This is a genomic window from Oceanicella sp. SM1341, from assembly GCF_003448965.1.
Lineage (GTDB): Bacteria > Pseudomonadota > Alphaproteobacteria > Rhodobacterales > Rhodobacteraceae > Paroceanicella.
In genome coordinates this window covers 95,519-116,433 of the sequence record NZ_QRGC01000013.1, presented here as the reverse complement: position 1 = coordinate 116,433, position 20,915 = coordinate 95,519, and the positions used below count along the sequence as shown (strand labels likewise).

The 20,915-nt window shown below is 71.2% G+C and carries 17 protein-coding genes; 5 read left to right on the top strand and 12 right to left on the bottom strand.

What is annotated here, in order from left to right:
- Nucleotides 1-21: 21 nt before the first annotated feature.
- Together D3P35_RS13600 and D3P35_RS13595 are read right to left on the bottom strand one after the other, a co-directional pair.
- The gene (locus tag D3P35_RS13600) at nucleotides 22-1,311 is read right to left on the bottom strand and encodes a PQQ-binding-like beta-propeller repeat protein (RefSeq protein ID WP_157982144.1); all 1,290 of its coding nucleotides are present in this window, start codon (nucleotides 1,309-1,311) and stop codon (nucleotides 22-24) included.
- A gap of 93 nt (nucleotides 1,312-1,404) precedes the next feature.
- On the bottom strand, nucleotides 1,405-2,049 hold the full coding sequence (locus D3P35_RS13595) for a hypothetical protein (RefSeq protein WP_118135277.1): 645 nt from the start codon (nucleotides 2,047-2,049) through the stop codon (nucleotides 1,405-1,407).
- A 427-nt stretch (nucleotides 2,050-2,476) separates the two neighbouring features.
- Between D3P35_RS13595 and D3P35_RS13590 the strand changes: the two genes are divergently transcribed.
- From D3P35_RS13590 to D3P35_RS13580, 3 genes are read left to right on the top strand one after another with little or no spacing between them, the layout of a single operon-like run.
- A complete protein-coding gene (locus D3P35_RS13590) occupies nucleotides 2,477-3,595 on the top strand; it encodes an efflux RND transporter periplasmic adaptor subunit (RefSeq protein ID WP_118135276.1) in 1,119 nt (372 codons plus the stop codon).
- Complete coding sequence (locus D3P35_RS13585; protein ID WP_118135275.1) at nucleotides 3,592-7,026, top strand: efflux RND transporter permease subunit; 3,435 nt, start codon at nucleotides 3,592-3,594, stop codon at nucleotides 7,024-7,026. The genes D3P35_RS13590 and D3P35_RS13585 overlap by 4 nt, the downstream gene beginning before the upstream one ends.
- Nucleotides 7,027-7,045: 19 nt before the next feature.
- On the top strand, nucleotides 7,046-7,483 hold the full coding sequence (locus tag D3P35_RS13580; RefSeq protein ID WP_118135274.1) for a pentapeptide repeat-containing protein: 438 nt from the start codon (nucleotides 7,046-7,048) through the stop codon (nucleotides 7,481-7,483).
- Nucleotides 7,484-8,131: 648 nt separating this feature from the next.
- On the opposite strand, the gene D3P35_RS13570 is transcribed toward D3P35_RS13580, so the two are convergent.
- Nucleotides 8,132-9,955, bottom strand: a complete 1,824-nt coding sequence (locus D3P35_RS13570) for an ABC transporter ATP-binding protein/permease (RefSeq protein ID WP_118135273.1) — start codon at nucleotides 9,953-9,955, stop codon at nucleotides 8,132-8,134.
- A gap of 32 nt (nucleotides 9,956-9,987) precedes the next feature.
- Nucleotides 9,988-11,523 (bottom strand): LysM peptidoglycan-binding domain-containing protein, encoded by a 1,536-nt coding sequence (locus D3P35_RS13565; protein WP_118135272.1) that lies wholly within the window; start codon nucleotides 11,521-11,523, stop codon nucleotides 9,988-9,990.
- Between the two features lie 119 nt (nucleotides 11,524-11,642).
- Between D3P35_RS13565 and D3P35_RS13560 the strand changes: the two genes are divergently transcribed.
- Entirely contained in the window at nucleotides 11,643-12,197 is a 555-nt protein-coding gene (locus D3P35_RS13560) for a TIGR00730 family Rossman fold protein (RefSeq protein WP_118135271.1), read from the top strand.
- Here the strand turns inward: D3P35_RS13560 and rarD are convergent.
- The 7 genes from rarD to yajC all read right to left on the bottom strand — a co-directional run bounded on the left by rarD (nucleotide 12,143) and on the right by yajC (nucleotide 18,214).
- Nucleotides 12,143-13,060 (bottom strand): EamA family transporter RarD, encoded by a 918-nt coding sequence (gene rarD / locus D3P35_RS13555; RefSeq protein WP_118135270.1) that lies wholly within the window; start codon nucleotides 13,058-13,060, stop codon nucleotides 12,143-12,145. The genes D3P35_RS13560 and rarD overlap by 55 nt on opposite strands.
- Nucleotides 13,061-13,408: 348 nt before the next feature.
- Nucleotides 13,409-14,014: a superoxide dismutase gene (locus D3P35_RS13550; RefSeq protein ID WP_118135269.1), complete on the bottom strand. Its 606-nt coding sequence runs from the start codon at nucleotides 14,012-14,014 to the stop codon at nucleotides 13,409-13,411.
- A 97-nt stretch (nucleotides 14,015-14,111) separates the two neighbouring features.
- Complete coding sequence (locus tag D3P35_RS13545; RefSeq protein ID WP_118135268.1) at nucleotides 14,112-14,465, bottom strand: Mth938-like domain-containing protein; 354 nt, start codon at nucleotides 14,463-14,465, stop codon at nucleotides 14,112-14,114.
- A gap of 36 nt (nucleotides 14,466-14,501) precedes the next feature.
- Nucleotides 14,502-15,260, bottom strand: a complete 759-nt coding sequence (locus D3P35_RS13540) for a sulfite exporter TauE/SafE family protein (RefSeq protein ID WP_118135267.1) — start codon at nucleotides 15,258-15,260, stop codon at nucleotides 14,502-14,504.
- A 1-nt stretch (nucleotide 15,261) separates the two neighbouring features.
- A complete protein-coding gene (gene secF, locus D3P35_RS13535) occupies nucleotides 15,262-16,230 on the bottom strand; it encodes a protein translocase subunit SecF (RefSeq protein WP_118135266.1) in 969 nt (322 codons plus the stop codon).
- Between the two features lie 9 nt (nucleotides 16,231-16,239).
- A complete protein-coding gene (gene secD / locus D3P35_RS13530; RefSeq protein ID WP_118135265.1) occupies nucleotides 16,240-17,871 on the bottom strand; it encodes a protein translocase subunit SecD in 1,632 nt (543 codons plus the stop codon).
- Nucleotides 17,872-17,926: 55 nt separating this feature from the next.
- A complete protein-coding gene (yajC, locus tag D3P35_RS13525; protein ID WP_118135264.1) occupies nucleotides 17,927-18,214 on the bottom strand; it encodes a preprotein translocase subunit YajC in 288 nt (95 codons plus the stop codon).
- A gap of 257 nt (nucleotides 18,215-18,471) precedes the next feature.
- Between yajC and serS the strand changes: the two genes are divergently transcribed.
- A complete protein-coding gene (serS, locus tag D3P35_RS13520; RefSeq protein ID WP_118135263.1) occupies nucleotides 18,472-19,764 on the top strand; it encodes a serine--tRNA ligase in 1,293 nt (430 codons plus the stop codon).
- Nucleotides 19,765-19,803: 39 nt separating this feature from the next.
- Here the strand turns inward: serS and D3P35_RS13515 are convergent, their stop codons facing one another.
- Nucleotides 19,804-20,340, bottom strand: a complete 537-nt coding sequence (locus D3P35_RS13515) for a dihydrofolate reductase family protein (RefSeq protein WP_118135262.1) — start codon at nucleotides 20,338-20,340, stop codon at nucleotides 19,804-19,806.
- Nucleotides 20,341-20,915 lie beyond the last annotated feature (575 nt).

Sequence of the window (20,915 nt, the reverse complement as noted above, 5' to 3'; positions counted from 1 at the left end):
CCCCACTAGATGGTATCTGTATTACTGGAATGCCAGCAAGTCGCCGTCCACGGACATCACGTAGAGCTTGCCGTCGGCCACGGCCGGCGGCAGGTAGGCGCCCTCGGGCATCTCCAGCCGCGAGAGCTCCTCGCCGGTGGCGGGATCGAAGCTCAGCAGCAGCCCGTCGGCGCTCACCACCACCAGCCGGCCGCCGGCCAGCACCGGGCCGCCGTAGCCGATGGCGATGTCGCGGTCCTCGGGGTCGTCGTACTCGGGCAGGTCGGTGCTCCAGACCAGCGCGCCGGAGGGGGCGTCGAGCCGGAGCAGCTTCGCGGTGTCCGAGAGCACGAAGAGCGAGTTGCCCGCCGGCTGCACCGCGTTGATCGAGCCGTGATTCGCCGTCCAGTTGCGCTGGCCGGTGCGCCGGTCGATCGACACGAGGCGGCCGGACTGGTTGGCCACGAAGATCGTGTCGCCGAGGATCACCGGGTCGCCGGTGATGTCGCCGATATCGGCGCGGGCGTAGCCGCGGCGGCCGCCGGCGATGGCCGCGGTCCAGATGCGGCGGCCGGAGGCGGCGAGCGCGCCGGTCACCTCGCCCGAGGAGAAGGGCAGCACGGCCAGCACGTCGTCCACCGCCGGGCTGGCGCCGCCCATGATGCCGGTGACACCGGCAGCGCCCTGCAGGCGCCACAGGATCTGGCCGCTCTCCGCGTTCAGCGCCACGGCCTGGTCGTCACGCGTGACGATGAACACCCGGCCGTTTGCCACCGTGGGGGCGGAGCGGATGATGCCGCGCACCGGGGTGCGCCAGTATTCCTCGCCGGAGGCGGCGTCGAGCGCCACCACCTGGCCGAAGCCGGTGGTCACGAACAGCCGGCCGCCCTCGCCGAGCGCGAGCCCGCCGCCGTAGCCGTTTTCGCCGTCCTCGCCCTCGGGCGAGACGTCGACGCGCCAGACGCGCTCACCGCCGGAGGTGAAGGCGGTGACCTCGGAAGAGCTGTCGAGGGTGTAGACCCGGCCGTTCGCCGCCACCGGGCCGGAGGTGAGCAGGGTCGAGCCGTTGCCCGAGCCCGCGTCGGCCGACCAGGCGAGGCGCAGCGCGCTGCCCAGGGCGGCATGCGGCTGCACATGGGTGGCGGTGCTGTTGCGCTGGGTCCAGGAGCTCACCGGAACGGCGGGCGGCAGCATGAGCGGCGGCGGCGAGGCCATCGGGGTCTCGGCCACCTCGGCGCGCACGGGGATGCGCTCGCCCGGCAGGATCTCCTCGTCGTCCCCGAACCAGCCGCAGCCGGAGAGCGCCACACAGAGGGCTACACCCGAAAGCATCGCGTGGCCTCGGCGGGGAACCCCCGGAAGCCGGTTGGCAAACCTCATGCTGCTACACTCCTGTCCTTCATCTTGCCGCGCAACTTAAAGCGCTCAGCCCGCGCGGTCCAGTTCTCCGCCGATGGCCTGCAGCAGGGCGGAAGCCCGGCCGCGCAGACCGTCGGTCGCCTTCGGATCGTCCATCGCCGCGGTGAGATCGTCGCGCGCGGCTTCCGGGTCGCCGGCCTCGATGCGCGCCACGGCCCGCATCTCCAGCGCCACGAGGCGGAAGGGGGCGTCGGGGCCCACCAGCAGCTCGAGCGTCGCGATGCGCTCTTCCGGCGTGAGGGAGGCGCGCTGCAGCGAGAGCTTCTTGAGCACCGCGGCATCGTGGTAGATCGGGCCGGCGGCGGCGTCGTCGATGATGGCGTCGAGCGCTGCCACGGCTGCCTCGGTCTCGCCGGCACGGGCATGGGCATCGGCCTTCAGGAAGGCCACGGCCACCCCGCCCTCGACACCCTGCATCGCCTCGAGCCGGGCAGCGGGGTCGCTTGCCTCCAGCGCGGCGGCGATGGCCGCGCCGCGCGCCTCCGCCTCGGCCCGGTCCTGCGACTTGCGCCACTCGTTCCACGCCGAAGCGGCCACCAGCAGCACCAGCGCCGCGATGACGAAGGGCCCCCATTTGCGGAACAGCCGGAACAGCCGCTCGCGCCGGAGCTCATCCGACACTTCGTCGATGAAGGAATCACTGTCGCTCACGCCGCACCTCGCTCCTCGAAAATCCGCGCGGACCCTACAGCGCCGGGCGGGAAAATGCCAATCCCAAAGCGGTGCGCGGGCCGCGAGGCGCCCCCGGCGTACCCCCCGGCCCCCGCCACGCCGCGCGGCCCGGCCTGCGGCCTTTTCGCCCTGTCTGCCGATTTGCACGCCGGAAAGCGATCCGCGGCGCGTTGAGACGCGTAGACAGTACGCAATCCGGGCACGGGGCCGGCCGCGCGATCACGAACGTTGACGCAGGCGTGAGCTTTCCCCATGTCTAGCACGTGGAATTGCCGCCCTGGCCGCTGTGGGCATCGTGCTCAACGGGCGCCGCCCTTTGCGGGTACGGTCCCGGCCGGGCATGGCCCGCAGGGGCGGGAGGCGGCCGCCCGCCGGGGCGCGAACGACGGGAACGGAGAGACAGGCGATGCGCGCGATCCCGCTGCTGACCGCCCTACTGGTGGCCCTGGCCTTCGGGCTGTGGATCTTCGGCCTCGGCGTCGGCCCGGCCGAGACCGCGCAGGAGGGTGCCCCCCCGCCCGAGGCCGCGCAGGAGCGCCCGGTCTCCGTCGTGGTGCGCCGCTCGCAAGCCGAGCCGGTGCGAGACGTGATCGTGCTGCGCGGCCGCACCGAGGCCTTCCGCAAGGTCGAGGTGATGGCCGAGACCTCCGGCCGGGTGATCTCCACGCCGCTGCGCAGCGGCGCGCGGGTGGCCGAGGGCGACAGCCTGTGCCGCATCGACCCCGGCGAGCGGGAGGCGGCGCTGGAGGAGGCCCGCGCCCGGCTCGAGGACGCCCGCATCCGCAACGACGCCGCCACCAAGCTGGGCGATTACGCCGCCGAGACCACGCGGCTCGCCGCCCGCGCCTCGCTCAACTCCGCGCTCTACGCGGTGCGCACGGCGGAGCTGGAGCTGGAGCGGCTCACCATCCGCGCGCCCTTCGACGGGTTGCTGGAGACCGACACCGCCGAGCTCGGCGCCCTGCTGCAGCCGGGCGCGCTCTGCGCCACGGTGATCGCGCTCGACCCGATCAAGCTCGTGGGCTTCGTGCCCGAGAGCCGGGTGGGCCGGCTCACCGACGGCGCCCCCGCCGGGGCGCGGCTGATCGACGGGCGCGAGGTGACCGGCACCATCACCTTCCTCTCGCGCTCGGCCGACGAGACCACCCGCACCTTCCGCGTCGAGATCACCGTGCCCAACCCGGACTGGCAGATCCGCGACGGGCTGACGGCACAGATCGGCATCCCGCTTCCCCCCCGGCAGGGCCACCTGCTGCCGCAGCGCGTGCTCACCCTCGACGACCGCGGCCGCATGGGCGTGCGCGTGGCGCGCGAGGGCGTGGCGCGCTTCGTGCCGGTCACCGTGATCCGCGACGCGCCGGAGGGCCTGTGGCTCGACGGGCTGCCCGAACGCGCCGACGTGATCATCACCGGGCAGGAATACGTGAGCGACGGCCGCGCGCTCGAGGTCACCTACGAGGCCGACACCCCTGCCGGCGAGACGGCCGACGAGGAGGCCGCGCCCCCCGCGGCGCCCGCGCAATGACCGGGCTGGTCGACTGGGCGGCCTCCCGGGCGCGGATGATCGTCGCCTTCATCCTGCTCACCATCGGGGCGGGGTCGCTCGCCTACGTGGGCCTGCCGAAGGAGGGCGAGCCGGACATCGACATCCCGATGCTCTTCGTCTCGGTGCCCTTCCCCGGCATCTCGGCGGAGGACGCGGAAAAGCTGATCATCCGCCCGCTCGAGACCAAGCTGCGCGATGTCGAGGGCCTCGACAAGATGACCGCCACGGCGGTGGAGAACTACGCCTACGTGATGCTCCAGTTCGAGTTCGGCTGGGACAAGACCGCCACCCTCGCCGAGGTGCGCGACCGGGTGAGCCAGGCCGAGACCGAGTTTCCCGACGGGGCGGACGCCACCAACATCCTCGAGATCAACTTCTCCGAGTTCCCCATCCTGGTGATCTCGCTCTCGGGCGACGTGCCGGAGCGCACGCTGTTCCGCCTCGCCAAGGACATGCAGACCGGCATCGAGGGCCTGCCGCCGGTGCTGGAGGCCGGGCTCGCCGGCTACCGCGACGAGATGCTCGAGGTGCTGATCGACCCGCTGAAGCTCGAGAGCTACAACGTGACCGCCGACGAGTTGATCGAGGCGGTCACCCGCAACAACCAGCTGGTGGCGGCGGGCGAGGTGGAGACCGGCTCGGGCGCCTACTCGGTGAAGATCCCCTCCTCCTTCGAGAGCCCGGCCGACATCTACGCCATCCCGGTGAAGGTGAACGGCGACCGGGTGGTGACGCTGGCCGACCTCACCGACATCCGCCTTTCCTTCGAGGACGCGGAGGGCACGGCGCGCTTCAACGGCAAGCCCACGGTCTCGCTGCAGATCGTGAAGCGCAAGGGCGAGAACCTGATCGACACCGTGGCCGAGGTGAAGGCGAAGACCGCCGAGATGATGGCCGCCTGGCCGCCGGAGATGCGCCAGGCCGTGACCGTGGCCTGGTCGATGGACGACAGCACGCGGGTGGGCGACATGGTCACCCAGCTCGAGAGCTCGGTGCTCACCGCCATCGCGCTGGTGATGATCGTGGTGCTGGCCTCGCTCGGCCTGCGCTCGGCGCTGCTGGTGGGGGTGGCTATCCCGGTGTCGTTCCTGCTCACCTTCGCCGGGCTCGCGGTGTTCGGCATGTCGATCTCCAACATCGTGATGTTCGGGCTCATCCTCGCGGTGGGCATGCTGGTGGATGGCGCCATCGTGGTGGTGGAATACGCCGACACGCGCATCTCCGAGGGCCAGGGGCCGATGCGCGCCTTCACGGAAGCGGCCAAGCGGATGTTCTGGCCGATCATCTCCTCCACCGCCACCACGCTCTGCGCCTTCCTGCCCATGCTGTTCTGGCCCGGCATCCCCGGCGAGTTCATGGGCAACCTGCCGGTCACGCTGATCTTCGTGCTCTCCGCCTCGCTGGTGGTGGCGCTGATCTACCTGCCGGTGATGGGCGGCGTGGCGGGGCGCATCTCGCGCACGCTGGAGGGGATGTCGGAGGGCCTGCGCGCCCGGGCGCCGCTGGTGCTGCGCCTCGCGGCGCTGCTGGTGGCGGCGGCCGCGATGGTCTTCGCCCTGCTGGGCCTCGCGCGCGGCGAGATGCCGGCAGGGCCGGGGCTGGTGCTGTTCGTGGCGGGCTGCCTCGGCGTCGCGGTTTCGGGCGGCAGCCTGCGGGCGCGCGCCGGCCTCGCGCCACCGGCCCCCGCCTACCGGCGCAGCGCCTTCGGCCACGCGGTGCATTTCCTCACCGCAAACCCGGTGATGCCCTTCGTGGCCATCGGCGCGGCGGTGCTGATGATGGCGGGCACGGTGAGCTATTTCTCCACCCATTCCAAGGGGGTGGAGTTCTTCGTTGAGACGGAGCCCGAGCGCGCGGTGGCCTATGTGCGCGCCCGCGGCAACCTCAGCCTCGAGGAAAAGGACCGACTGGTGCGCCTCGCCGAGGGCGCCATCGAGGGGGTGGACGGGGTGCAATCCGTCTTCGCCTTCGCCGGCAACGGCGGGCTCAACCAGGACCGCAGCGGCGGCGAGAGCCCGGCCGATGCCGTGGGCCAGGTGCAGATCGAGCTCGCGCCCTGGAACACCCGCCGCCCCGGCCGCGAGATCCTCGCCGACATCAACGCGCGGCTCGCCGCCATCCCCGGCATCCTGAGCGAGATCTCCGAGCAGGAGATGGGCCCGGCCAGCGGCAAGCCGGTGCACCTGCGCCTGATGGGCGACCGGCTGGAGGACATCGCCGAGGCGGTGCGCGTGATCGAGGCGCGGATGCGCGAGCGCCCGGGGCTGGTGGGCATCGACGACACCCGCCCCCTGCCCGGCATCGACTGGCAGATCGACGTGGACGTGGAGCAGGCCGGCCGCTACGGCGCCGATGTCACCACCGTGGGCATCATGGTGCAGCTGGTCACCCAAGGGCTGCTGCTCGACACCATGCGCACCGAGACCTCCGACGAGGAGGTGGAGATCCGCGTGCGCTTTCCGGAAGACCAGCGCCTGCTCTCCACCCTCGACGGGTTGCGCGTGCGCACCGAGGCAGGCCTGGTGCCGCTGTCGAACTTCATCAGCCGCGAGCCGGTGCAGAAGCTCGGCCAGATCGACCGCTACAACACCCGCCGCTACTTCGACGTGAAGGCCGATATCGCCGAGGGAGCCAACGCGAACGCCGAGATCGACGCGCTCACCGACTGGCTCACCGAGGCCCGGCCCCTGCCCGACGGCATCACCTGGGAGTGGACCGGCGACCGCGAGGAGCAGGAGGAGAGCCAGGCCTTCCTCGGCCGGGCCTTCCTCGGCGCGCTGGGGCTGATGTTCGTGATCCTGCTGGCGCAGTTCAACTCGTTCTACAACTCGGTGCTGGTGCTCACGGCGGTGGTGATGTCGGTGACCGGGGTGCTGATCGGCATGCTGGTGATGGACCAGGCCTTCTCCATCATCATGACCGGCACCGGCATCGTGGCGCTGGCCGGCATCGTGGTGAACAACAACATCGTGCTCATCGACACCTTCCAGGAATTCTCGCGCCAGATGCCGGTGCTGGAGGCGATCACCCGCACGGCGGAGGCGCGCATCCGCCCGGTGCTGCTCACCACCATCACCACCATGGCCGGGCTGATGCCGATGATGTTCGGCATGAGCGTGGATTTCGCCCATGGCGGCTACTCGGTGGACGCGCCCTCCTCGATGATGTGGAAGCAGCTCGCCACCGCCGTGGTCTTCGGCCTCGGCACCGCCACCGTGCTCACGCTCATCGTCACGCCCGCCGCGCTGGCGGCGCGCTACTGGGTGGGGCGCGGCGCGGGCCGGCTGTTCGGCCGCATGCCGGCGGAGGAGCGCGCCCTGCGCCGCCGCGCGGCCGGCGCGCCGGCGGGCGACATCATCTGGCCCGACACGCCGCGCCCGGCCCCCGGCCGGCTCGACGCCGCCGAGTGACCCCCGGAGGAGCCCCGCGATGCCGACGGATGACGACACCCTCTTCGACGGCCCGGCCCTGCGCGGCGCCCGCTTCGCCCGCTCCGACATGACCGGGGCCGGGTTCGACGCGGTGAACCTCAGCGGCGCCCAGTTCCACGCGGTGCTCACCGGGGCGCGGTTCACCGACACCAACCTCTCCGCCGCGGTGTTCGACGACGTGAACCTCTCGCAGGCCGAGTTCACCAGCGTCAGCCTCGCGAGCGCCCGGCTGCATGACGTGAACCTGTCGAAGGCCGCGCTGAGCCACGCCAATCTCGCCGGCCTCACCATCACCGGCGCGACCCTGCGCGACGTGGAGATCCGGGACTGCGACCTCACCGGCATGACGATCGACGGCGTGCACGTGACCGAGTTGCTCGCCGCCTGGAGCCGCTCCCGCGAAGCCGGTGACTGCGGCGACCCCGACGAGGAATAGCCGGGCCGCACAGGCCCCGTCCGGGCGACAGCGCGGGGCGACAGCGTCGCAGGGGGCATCGAGCCCCCCGCGACGCTCGCCACGCCTTCGGCGCGGCCCCGGCGATCCTCCGCACACCGAAAGTCGGACACCTGAACTGCTGCCTCTGTCAGCAAGGGGAGCGACGTGGCGAGCCGCCCCCGGGGATGCAGATGCGCCGGAGAGGGGGAAGCGATCGTGAATCCCTCGTCCGAGGACGGACCCGCGACACCCGCCGGTCGCCGGTCGCCGGTCGCCGGTCGCCGGTCGCCGGTCGCCGGTCGCCGGTCGCCGGTCGCCGGTCGCCGGTGAGGATCTCCGGGAGGCGCCCTCTTGCAACAGGGATTGTGAGCGCCCCCCCGGACTTGCGGCACGCGTCGGGACATTCTGCCCCGCCACCACGAGCGCTGAACGCATTGCCCAAGGGCATATGTCGGAGCAACGGACCAGTCTCCGTGGTGCCCCGCGCTGAGGTGACGACCTGGCACAGGGACACGCTGCACGCCATCTCCCCGCCCCGCGCCTCCCGCCACGGTCACGCCTGGCCGGAGGGATCGCGAGATCCCGACGCGCGCCCGGAGGCGGAGGGGCCCGGCCCCTCCCCGACGGGCGCGCACGCCCGGCCGGGGGTCAGGCGGCGGCGGTTTCCACCCGGTTCTGGGCCTGCCACATGCCGGCGTAGCGGCCACCGCGAGCGAGGAGCGCGTCGTGGGTGCCCTGTTCCACCACCTGCCCCGCCTCGATCACCACGATGCGGTCGGCGTGCACCACCGTGGAGAGCCGGTGGGCGATGGTGATCACCGTGCGCCCGCGCCCCGCCTCGCGCAGGCTCTCGAGAATGCCGCGCTCGGTGCCGGTGTCGAGCGCCGAGGTCGCCTCGTCGAGCAGCAGGATGCGCGGGTTCTTCAGCAGGGTCCGCGCGATGCCCACGCGCTGCTTCTCGCCGCCGGAGAGCTTCAGGCCGCGCTCGCCCACGAGGGTGTCGTAGCCCTCCGGCAGGCTCTGGATGAAGGCGTGGATGCGGGCGGCGCGGGCGGCCTCCTCCACCTCCTCGCGGGTGGCGCCGGGACGGCCGTAGGCGATGTTGTAGCCCACCGTGTCGTTGAACAGCACCGTGTCCTGCGGCACCACGCCGATGGCGGCGCGGATGCTCTCCTGGGTGACGTCGCGCAGGTCCTGGCCGTCGATGCTCACCCGGCCCGACCAGGTGTCGTAGAAGCGGAACAGCAGCCGGCCGATGGTGGACTTGCCACCCCCCGAGGGGCCGACGAGGGCCACCGTCTCGCCCGCCGGCACCTCGAGCGTGAGCCCGTGCAGGATCTCGCGCGCCGGCTCGTAGCCGAAATGCACGTCCTCGAAGCGCACCGTGCCGCCGGAGGCGCGGAGGGCGGGCGCGCCGGGGCGGTCGGTCACCTCGGGCGGCTGGTCGAGCAGGCCGAAGAGCTCGCGCATGTCGATCAGCGCCTGGCGGATCTCGCGGTAGACCGTGCCGAGGAAGTTCAGCGGCATGGTGATCTGGATCATGTAGGCGTTCACCATCACGAAATCGCCGGCGGTGAGCGTGCCGGCCCGCACCCCGAGTGCGGCCATCACCATCACCGCCACGAGGCCCGCGGTGAGGATCAGGCTCTGGCCGAAGTTGAGGTAGGCGAGGGTCCAGTTCGTCTCCAGCGCGGCGCGCTCGTAGCCGCGCATCGCCACGTCGTAGCGCTCGGCCTCGCGGGTTTCGGCGCCGAAATACTTCACCGTCTCGAAGTTGAGCAGCGCGTCGACCGCCTTCTGGTTCGCCTCCTGGTCGCGGTCGTTCATCCGCTGGCGGATCTTCACCCGGTGCTCGGTCATCGCGAAGGTGTAGACCACGTAGACCGCGATGGTGAGCACGACGACCAGCAGGTAGGTCACGTCGAAGGCGATCCACAGCACCACCGAGACCATGGCCAGCTCGAGCACCAGCGGGCCGATGGAGAACAAGAGGAAGCGCAGCAGGAACTCCACCCCCTTCACCCCGCGGTCGAGGATGCGGTTCATCGCGCCGGTGCGCCGGCTGAGGTGGTAGCGCAGCGAGAGCGCGTGCACGTGGCGGAAGCTCTCCAGCGCCAGCCGGCGCAGGGCGCGCTGTCCCACCCGGGCGAAGACGATGTCGCGCAGCTGCGCGAAGCCCACGCCCGAGAGCCGCAGCACGCCATAGGCCACCACGCTGCCCACGGTGCCGAGGATGAGGGCGAGGGCCGCGTCGGAGGCCGCGGCATCGCCGGACATGCCGTCGACGGCGTATTTGAAGAACACCGGTGTCGCCACCGTGGCGAGCTTGGCGACCACGAGCGCCGCGAGGGCCGCGACCACCCGCAGCCTGATGCCCGGCGCGTCGGCCGGCCAGAGATAGGGCAGCACCCGCCGGATGATGCCGATGTCCGCCTTGCCGTCGGCGGCGGTCTCTCCACGGTTCCTGCGCATGCGTCCCCCTGCCTGGCCGGGGGCGGAGCCCCTCAGGGCTCGGACAGCTCCGGCTGCGGTATGTCGAAGATCTGACCCGGATAGATCAGGTCGGGGTCGCGGATGCGGTCCCGGTTGGCGATGAAGATCTGGGTATAGCGTATTCCCCTGCCCAGATGCACGCGCGCCATGGTCCAGAGATTGTTGCCCGGCTGCACCACGACCGAGCTCGGCCGCGTCGGGCCCTGGCGCTCCAGCGCCCCGGCGGAGGGGAAGTCGCGCTGGAAGGGGATCTCCATGCGGCTCACCACCTGGCCGCTGGCCTGCAGTGCATCCACGCGCAGCACGTAGCGCCCGCGCGCGAGACCGGGGAGCGCGCGGCTCCACTGCCCGTCGGCGGCCACGGCGGCGGTCTCGCGCGGGGCGCCGTCGACATAGATGCGCAGGGCGTCGCCCGGCCGGCCGCGGCCGCGCAGCAGCACCTCGCCCTCGGCGTCGTAGCTGATCGAGTCGATCACCACCTGGTCGGTGCGCCCGGGGTGCGGCGGCTGCAGGATCTCCACCTGCTCGGGCCCGGCCTTCACCACCGTGGGCCGGGCCTCGGGCGCGCCCTCCTCCGGCGGCAGGGCGAGGATGAGGACAGCGTTGCTCGAGACGGCGACATCGACACCGCCCTCGCGCGAGATCAGCCGGATCTCCTGCGCCTCGCGCTTCAGCTCGGCCTGCACCATGGCCACGAACTCGCCCAGCGAATTGGTGCGCGAGACAGCCTTCACCACGCCGTCGAAGGTGACGGCGATCTCGACATCCGGCCCGGCGCGGCCGGCGATGAGCGTGCTGCCGTCCGCCTCCACCCGCACGAGGTCGAACTCGGGCACCACGAGGGCCGCGGCCGAGGGCTGGTGCCCGGGCTCGGCGGGCGGCTCCTGCGGGGCGGTGGCCTCGGGCGGCGCGGCGGAGGCGGTGACGCTTTCGCCCGCCTGCGGATCGGGCGCCGGCGTGCCGGTGCTGCCGGCCGCGCCCGGTGCGGCCGGGGTCGGTTGCGCCCCGGGGGCGGATTGCGGGGCCGTGGTGTCGAGGGCGAGAGCCGGGGTGGCGGGGGCCGGTGCCGCATCCGCCTGCCCGGCGGTCGCGGTGTCGCCGGCTGCCGCGGGCTCGGAGGGAGCGCTGCCCGTGGCCGGGGCCGTGCCCTCGGCCGGCGAGGCGCTGGTGGACTGCGCGGGGTCGGCGGTCTCCCCGGGCTCCGCCGGTGCATCCGGGGGTGCTGCCACCGCCTCCGCCGCAGGCGCCGGGGCCTCGCTGGCCGGGGCGTAGCCGGCGGTGGCGGGGGGCGTGTCGGCCGCGGTCGCGGGGGCGGCGGGGTCCGGCGCGCCCGGGGCTGCCGAAGGTGCTGCCTCCGCGGGCTCCGCCTCCGGGGCTTCGGCCACGGCGACCTCGACGGCGGGCGCGGCCTGCCCGGCAGGCGCGGACGGCTCGGGCGGGCGCGTGGCGTAGTAGGCAGCGCCGCCCGCCGCCGCGAGGGCGGCGAGAACGATGAGGACACGCGGAACGGCGGCCGTTTTTGCCGCCGGGCCGGGCCCGTTGTTCACTTCATTCCCCAAAGCCCTGCCTTTTCCTCACAAACACTGATCAAACCACGGGTTACGTCTGCGGTCCAGAACCTATACTGCTCCTGTAGAGCGCGTGGAAAGAGGGGAGTACCAGTTCGATGTCAAAGCCGGTGATCAGGGATGTCTGTGTGTTCTGCGGGTCGCGCAATGGCGCGGACCCCGGGCATGTGGTGGCGGCGGAGCGCTTCGGGCGGATGCTGGCTCAGGCCGGGCTGCGGCTGGTCTACGGCGCGGGCGACGTGGGGATGATGGGCGCGGTGGCCCAGGCGGCGCGGGCCGCGGGGGGCGATGTGTTCGGCGTGATCCCCGAGCATCTCATCGGCCACGAGACCGGCGAGCGCCCGCGCGGCGGCAATGTGGTGGTCACCCAGACCATGCACGAGCGCAAGAAGGTGATGTTCATGAACGCCGATGCGATCGTGGCGCTGCCCGGCGGGCCCGGCACGCTCGACGAGCTGTTCGAGGTGCTCACCTGGCGCCAGCTGGGCCTGCACGCGAAGCCTGTGGTGCTGGGCAATTTCGGCGGCTACTGGGACCCGCTGGTCGAGCTGATCGACGGCTGCATCGCCGGCGGTTTCGCCGACGCGAGCTTCCGCGATTACCTTACCGTCTGCGCCTCCCCCGAGGAGGTGCTGGCCGCCCTGCGCTCCTGACGCACGAGCCCGATGCTGTAGAGCGCCACGCCGGCCCAGATCAGCGGAAAGGCCACGCCCTCGGCCGGGGTGAAGGCCTCGCCGAAGGCCAGCACCGCCACGAGGAACTGCAGCGTCGGGTTCACGTAGAAGGCCACGCCCACGGTGGAATAGCGCAGCGATTTCGCCGCGTGCGAGAACAGCATGAACGGCACCCCGGTGAGCGGGCCGGAGAGCACCAGAAGCCAGGTGTCCGGCCCGCCGAAGGCCCCTGCCCCGGGCCCGCCCCAGCCCGCGAGCTGCGCCCCCGCGATCCAGAGCAGCGCCAGCGGCAGGATCCAGATCATCTCGGCGAAGACCGAGGTGACCGGGCCCGAGGACACGCCGCGCTTCGCCAGCCCGTAGGCCGCGAAGGTGCCGGCAAGCGCCAGCGCCATCCAGGGCAGCACCCCGTGCCAGACGGCGATGAAGGTGACCGCGGCGGCGGCGAGCGCGAAGCCCAGGCCCTGCAGCCGGCCCATGCCCTCGCGCAGCACCGCCCAGCCGATGGCGCCGGCGAGCAGCGGGAAGATGTAGTAGCCGAGGCTCGACTCGATGGTCTGCCCGCTCTGCACCGCGAAGATGAACAGGAACCAGTTGGTCGAGACCATCGCCGCCGCGACCAGCAGCAGCCCCATCTCGCGCCTTGAGCCGAGTGCGGCCCGCACCCGCGCCCCGCGCCCGGTGAGCAGGATGACGATGGCGAAGAACACGAAGCTCCACAGGGTGCGATGCGCCAGCACCTCGAGCGCGGGCACCCCGGCGAGCGCGCGGTAGAACAGCGGCGACAGACCCCAGATGGTGCAGGCGGTGACCACCGCCGCCAGCCCTGCGAAGCGTTCCATGTCCTGAGGTCTCCCGAGGTTGAGACCATTCGCCTAGCAGGCCCGGAGGGCGGAGCACAATGTCAAATGCCGTCGGGGTCAAAAGCCGTCGGGGTCAGAACGGGACGGGGTGAACGGCAGTCGGATGCAGGGGCGAGGTGGATCTGCCGGGCCACGGAGAGCGTGGCAGGTGCCGGGGCGGGTGCCCGCCCCCCTCGGGGCCGGGCGTGGTCTTTCCTGCGGCGCGGCAGACGGGAGCGCCGCCGGACAGGCCCCCCGCAAACGCGAAACGGCGCCCGCGAAGGGGCGCCGCTCGGGCAGGCTGCGGGCGCACGGGGTGCGCCGCCGCCGTCAGGGCAAGCGAAACGCTCAGGCCGAGAGGCGCTCGGCCACGTTTTCCCAGTTCACCAGGTTGTCGAGGAAGTTGGTGAGGTAGGCGGGGCGCTTGTTGCGGAAGTCGATGTAGTAGGAGTGCTCCCACACGTCGCAGCCCAAGAGCGCGGTCTGGTTGAAGCAGAGCGGGTTCACGCCGTTCTCGGTCTTGGTGACCTTGAGGGTGCCGTCAGCCTCCTTCACCAGCCAGGCCCAGCCCGAGCCGAACTGGCCGGCGCCGGCGGCGGAGAACTCTTCCTTGAACTTGTCGACCGAGCCGAAAGCCTCGGTGAGCGCCTTCTCCAGCTCGGAGGGCATCGCGGTGGTGCCGGGGCTCATCATGGTCCAGAACTGGGTGTGGTTCCAGTGCTGGGAGGCGTTGTTGAACAGACCGGACTGAACCAGCGCGCCCGACTGGTAGGTCGCTTTCACGATCTCCTCGAGGCTCTTGCCCTCATGGCCCGACCCCTCCAGCAGCTTGTTGCCGGTGGTGACATAGGCGTTGTGGTGCAGGTCGTGGTGATACTCCAGCGTCTCCTTCGACATGCCCTGCGCGGCAAGGGCGTCGTGGGCATAGGGGAGATCGGGAAGTTCGAAAGCCATCTTTCATGTCCTCTCTGTCATGCGGCGGAGGCGCGGATGCCCCCGACCGTCTGGGTATATAAGGTTAACGTCGAAGCTGTTTCAAATGCCGCAGTTGTCAAACAGGCAGCAGCGCGAGGCCCACGCGCCGGCCCTCGGCGAGCAGCACGTTGTAGGTGCGGCAGGCGGAGGGGGTGGACATCACCTCCACGCCGATGCCGGCCTCGTCGAGCCGGGTGCGGGTGGCCTCGGGAATGGTGGCGATGTCGGGGCCCATGCCGAAGAGCACCACGTCGATCTCCTCCAATGCGGCGGCGATGGGCTCCACGTCCTCCGGGCCGCCCCAGGCGAGGCTCGCCTCGGGCAAGAGCAGGATGGCGCCGCTCATCACCGTGCCGCCGACGCGGAAGAAGCCGGGGCCGTAGCCGTCCACCGGCCGCTGGCCGTCGAAGCGGATCTCGTTGAGGTGCATGGCGGAGCTCCTTTCGGGGGTCTCGGGGTGCTCTGGTCAGTAGATGGGAAGCGCCAGCAGCGCGGCAACCCCCATGATCGCATAGGCGGCATAGCGGAAATCCCGCTCGCCGGCGAGGGCGAAGAGCCGGCCGCCGGCCATGCCGGCCAGCGTGTGCGGCACGGTGAGGGCCGCGCCCAGCAGCACCGCGTGCCAGGTGAGCAGGCCGCTCACCGCGATCACCGCGACGCTGAGCCAGGTGGAGGCGTAGAAGAACACGATGAGCGCCGAGCGGATCTCGACCGCGCCGCGCTGCCCGCCGAGGTAGAACAGCACCACCGGCGGCCCGGCCACGCCGGCGAAACCGCCCCCCACCCCGGCGAGAAAGCCGGTGCCGAGCTTCACCGCCGGCCCGGGCCTGCGCTGGTAGCGCCAGCCGGAGAGGAAGGCCGCGAGGGCGGCGAGGCAGATCAGTGCCACGAGGAGGCGGAAGCCCGCGGGGTCGACACTGGTGAGCAGCCAGATGCCCAGCGGCACGCCGAGCACGGCGCCGAGCGAGAGGCGCATCACCTCGCGCCCGTCGGCCCGGCGCAGGGCCTCGGGCATCAGCGGCAGCGGGCCGAAGACGTTCATGACGAGGAAGGCCACCCGGAGGTCGCGCGGCTCGGCCACCAGCGCGCCGAGCGGCATGAACACCAGTGCCGCCCCGAAGCCGGAGAAGCCGCGCACCAGCCCGGCCAGCACCGCGAAGAGCGCCAGCCAGGCCGTGTCGGGGCGCGCGAGGTCTGCCCAGAGATCCGGCCAGCCCCCGCCCACCTCAGGCGTCGATGTTGGCGAACTGGGTGCCGGCCTTGGAGTTCGGCTTGTCCGACCGGTCGACCCCGAGCCAGAACACCACCACGCCCGCCACGTAGATGGAGGAGTAGGTGCCGATCAGCACGCCCCAGATCATCGCGAAGGTGAAGCCCGAGATCACCGGCCCGCCGAGGAAGTAGAGCGACAGCAGCGCGATGAGCGTGGTGCCCGAGGTCATCAGCGTGCGCGACAGGGTCTCGTTGGTGGAGAGGTTGATGATCTCGCCGAGGTCCATCTTCTTGTACTTGCGCAGGTTCTCGCGCACGCGGTCGAAGACGATCACCGTGTCGTTGAGCGAGTAGCCCACGATGGTGAGCAGTGCCGCGATGATGGAGAGCGAGAATTCGAGCTGCAGCAGCGAGAACAGCCCGAGCGTGAGGAACACGTCATGCACGAGGCTGATCACCGCCGCGATGGCGAACTGCCACTCGAAGCGCAGCCAGATGTAGACCACCACGCCCACGACCGAGAGCGCCACCGCCAGCACGCCGGCCTGGATCAGCTCGCCCGAGACCTTGCCGCCCACGCTGGCGACGGAGAGGAACTCCACGTCGGGGAAGGCGGCGCGCAGCCTGTCCTGCACGGTGGAGATGGCGGCCTGCTGCACGTCCGCGTCATCGCCCTGCTCGACGATGCGCAGCATCACCTGGTGGGCCGGGCCGTCGGAGGCACCGGTGTCGGTGATGCGGGAAATCGTGACCTCCCCCACCCCGGCATCGGCCAGCGCGTCGCGGTACTCGGAGACCGTGACCTCCTGCGGGGTGGCGGCCTGGATCATCGTGCCGCCGCGGAAGTCGATGCCGAAGTTGAGGCCGACGACCACCAGCAGCACGATGGAGGCGAGCGTGCTGAGCGCGGTGAAGGCGATGGCGATCTTGCGCAGGCCGAGGAAGTTGAACTTCGTGCCCTGCGGGATGAGTTTGAGTGCCATGGTCGTCCCTCAGATGTTGATCGTCTTCGGCCGGGCGCGGCGGATGTAGAACGCCATCAGCAGCCGGGTGACGAAGATGGCGGTGAAGACCGAGGTCACCACGCCGATGCCCAGCGTGACCGCGAAGCCGCGCACCGGCCCCGAGCCCACCCAGAACAGGATGATCACGGCGATGAGCGTGGTGACGTTTGCGTCCAGGATCGCCGAGAAGGCACGGGAGAAGCCCTGCTCCACCGCCCGGGCCACGCCCTTGGCGGAGGCCAGTTCCTCGCGGATGCGCTCGAAGATCAGCACGTTCGCGTCCACCGCCATGCCGATGGTGAGCACGATACCGGCAATGCCGGGCAGCGTGAGCGTGGCGCCGATGGTGCTGAGCACGGCAAACATGATCGCCACGTTGGCCAGCAGCGCGACATTGGCGAAGAGCCCGTAGAGCCCGTAGCTGAGCCACATGAAGCCCATCACCGCCACGAAGGCCACGATGCAGGCGATGGTGCCGGCGTCGATGCTGTCCTGGCCCAGCTCGGGCCCGACGATGCGCTGCTCGAGCACGTTGATGCCCGCCGGCAGGGCGCCGGCGCGCAGCAGGATGGAGAGGTTGGTCGCCTCCTGCACGGTGAAGGAGCCGGTGATGACGCCCGAGCCGCCGGTGATCGCGCTCTGGATGCGCGGGGCGGAGATGATCTCGTCGTCGAGCACGATGGCGAAGAGCCGGCCGATGTTGTCGCGCGTGTAGTCGCCGAACTTGCGCGCCCCCACGCCGTCGAAGCGGAAGCTCACGTCCGGCAGGCCGTTCTGGTCGAAGCTGGGCTGGCTGTCGACGAGGTTGTCGCCCGTCACCACCGCCGCGCGCTCGACCACGTAGTACTGGCCGCTTTCCTGGTCGGGGAGGAGCAGCTCGTCGAAGCCCACCTGCTCGCCCTGGCTGCCGGTGCGGATCACCGGGTGGAAGGAGAGGGCCGCGGTCTGGCCGATGATGTCGAGCAGTTCCTGCGCCGAGCCGATGCCCGGCACCTCGATCACGATGCGGTCGGAGCCCTGGCGCTGGATCGTGGGCTCGCGCGTGCCGGATTCGTCGACACGGCGGCGGATGATCTCGAGCGACTGGGCCATGGTGCGGTCGTTGGCCGCGGCCTTCTCGGCATCGGTGAGCTGGATGGTGATGACACCCTCGCCGCTGTCCTCCACCGAGAGGGCGCTCGCGCCGGAGATGTCGCGGATGGCCGAGATGGCGGCGCCGGTGGCCTCCGCGTTGTCGATGCGCACGCGCAGCACGCCGGGTTCGGCCTCCTGCCGGCGCACCGAGCTCACGCCGGAGAGGTCGCGCAGCTGGTCGCGCACCTCGGGCCAGTAGCCCTCGATGAGGGTGTTGTAGACATCGGCCACCCGCACCTCGACGAGCAGGTGCACGCCGCCGCGCAGGTCGAGGCCGAGGTTCACCAGGCCGGAGGGCGCCCAGTCGGGCCAGGCCTCCAGGTCGGCCTGCTGCCCGGGGGTGAGCGTGGCGCCGCCCTCCAGCGCGGTGCGGGCGTCATTGGCCCTTTCCACCCTGTCATAGAAGAAGTTCGGCAGGGCGAAAACGACACCGACCAGCACGACGAGCCAGATCAGTGCCGATTTGAAGGGGCCAAAGTGCAGCATGTTACTCTTTCCGCGGAGGCGGGGGCCGCCCGCCGGAGCGGGCTGCCCCGGCCGATCAGCTTTCGGTGGTGGCGGGCTCGGTCTTCGAGATGACCTGGGCGATGGTGGCCCGGATGACGCGCACCTTCACGCCCTCGGCGATCTCGAGCTCGACCTCACCGTCCTCCTTGACCTTGACCACCTTGCCGACGAGGCCGCCCTGGGTGACCACCTGGTCGCCGCGGCGCAGGGCCTCGAGCATTGCCCGATGCTCCTTGGCCTTCTTCTGCTGCGGCCGGATCATCAGAAAATACATGATCGCGAAAATCAGTACGAACGGGATAAGACCCTCGATGCCCTGCATCCACCATTTCCCTTGTTGCGCCGGTCCTGCCGGCCCCCGTGTGCCGGGCCCCTCCTGAGGCCCGGAAAATCGCGCGGACACTAGCCCCGCACACCCTGCTTGGCAAGCGGGGTGCTCCGGCAGATAGGCACTGCCGCGCGGCTGCGGAAGGGCGCATGCGTGCGAATGAGACAACGCGCCCGGCAAGGAGACAGTTTCCCCCCGCGCGGGAATATTGCATAACCCCGCGGTCACAGACTTCAGACGAGGCAAGAGCCATGCACGACATCCGCCAGATCCGCGAGAACCCCGCGGCCTTCGACGCCGCCCTGAGCCGTCGCGGACTGTCCCCGGTCTCCTCCGACATCCTCGCGCTCGATGCCAAGCGCCGCGAGACGGTGACCGCCCAGGACGCGGCCCTGGCCGAGCGCAACGCCGCCTCGAAGCAGGTGGGTGCGGCGAAGGCCCGCGGCGACGACGCGGAGTTCGAGCGCCTGCGCGCCCTCGTGGCTGACAAGAAGGACGAGATCTCCCGGCTCGAGGCCGAGGCCCGCGCCTGCGACGAGGCGCTGAACGAGATGCTGATGGGCATCCCCAACCTGCCCTTCGACGACGTGCCCGAGGGCAAGGACGAGGCCGACAACGTGGAGCTGCGCCGCTGGGGCACCCCGCGGGACTTCACCTTTACCCCGAAGGAGCATTACGAGATCGCCGCCGCCCTGCCCGGGCTCGATTTCGAGACCGCCGCGCGCCTCTCCGGCAGCCGCTTCGTGGTGCTCACCGGCGCGATGATCCGCCTGCACCGGGCGCTGGCGCAGTTCATGCTCGACACCCATGTCGAGGAGAACGGCCTCACCGAGACCTGGACCCCGGTGCTGGTGAAACCCGAGGCGATGTACGGCACCGGCCAGCTGCCGAAATTCGCCGAGGACAGCTACGAGACCACCAACGGCTGGTGGCTGATCCCCACCTCGGAGGTGACGCTCACCAACACGGTGGCCGGGCAGATCCTGCCCGCCGAGGCGCTGCCCAGGCGGATGACCGCGCACACCCAGTGCTTCCGCTCCGAGGCGGGCTCGGCCGGCAAGGACACCGCCGGCATGCTGCGCCAGCACCAGTTCGAGAAGGTGGAGATGGTCTCGGTCACGAAGCCCGAGGACAGCCGCGCCGAGCTCGACCGCATGACCGCCTGCGCCGAGGACATCCTGGTCAAGCTCGGCATCCCCTACCGCACCGTGGTGCTGTGCACCGGCGACATGGGGTTCGGCGCGCGCCGCACCCATGACATCGAGGCCTGGCTGCCGGGGCAGAACACCTACCGCGAGATCTCCTCCTGCTCGGTCTGCGGCGATTTCCAGGCCCGGCGGATGAACGCGCGCTTCCGGCCCGCCGAGGGCGAGAAGCCGGAGTTCGTGCACACGCTCAACGGCTCGGGCCTCGCCGTGGGCCGCTGCCTGATCGCGGTGCTGGAGAACTACCAGGAGGCGGACGGCTCGGTGACGATCCCCGATGTGCTGGTGCCCTACATGCGCGGGCGCACCCGCATCCTGCCCGACGGCACGCTGGCCTGAGCGGGCTCGCGGCGTGGCCCCTGCCCCGGGGCCGCGCCCCTAGCGCACGCAGCGGTAGCGCGACTGCACGAGGCCGGAGGGGAAGGCCCGCGTCTCGAGATGCTCGAGCCGGATGTCCGCCGGCAGGCTGCCGAACAGCGGGATGCCCTCGCCCAGCAGCACCGGGATGCGCGAGACGGTGATCTCCTCGATCAGCCCCTCGCGCAGGAAGGACTGCACCACCTGGCCGCCATCCACCCAGACCCGGCTCCAGCCGCGGCGCGCCAGCCCGGCGAACACCGCTTCCGGCGTGGCGGCCCTGAAGCTCAGCCGGCCCTCCAGCCCCTCGGGCACCGCGACGTCGCGCAGGCTGCGCGAGAGCACGATCACCGGCTGCTCATAGGGCCATTCGCCGAAGCCCAGCACGGTCTCGAAGGTGGCCCGGCCCATCACCACGCCGTCCATCCCGGCGGCAAAGGCGGCGAAGCCGTAGTCCTCCTCCGGGTTCTGGACCGGCTCCAGCCAGTCGATGCTGCCGTCGGTCCGGGCGATGAACCCGTCGAGGCTGGTGGCGATGAAGACATGTCCGGCGATCATCCGCCCCTCCCGATGGCTCCGGCCCCTGCCCGGAACTGACGCGCAGCCTGAACCGGCAGCGGCCGCCGATCAACGCCATTTCTCGCACGCGAAGCCCGGGCCGTGCCGACCGGGCCCCGACCGCCTGCGAAGCTCCGCCGCGCCGTGGCGCGGTGCCGGGGGATGTAGGTCCGGGCAGAGGTGTTTCCATGCTGCCCGGAAACTTCGTGCTGCCGACGGGTTGTCTCCGCCGGTTGCGGCCCGGGAGCAGGCTGACCGGGAAACGGTCCGGCCGCCTCGTCGATCATCCGGCCGGAGAAGGTCCCTCCGACCACGGATGGCCAGGATCGTCGGCACGCCGAAGCCGGCGCCGGCGCGCGCTATGAGGGCCACCTTGGCGCGCAGCAGGGCCGCGCCGGTCGAACGTGTCGCGAAGAGCATCCGGGGCTGGAAGTCGATCAGCATCAACGTGTGATCCCGAGGGGTCGGAGGGGATGAACGGAGACATCGCGAGCCACCTCGCGCGCGGCCGTGGCCAGCACCCGCGCCCCGAGCTTGGCAGGACACACGTCCGCCGCGGGCACGCCCATCTGAAA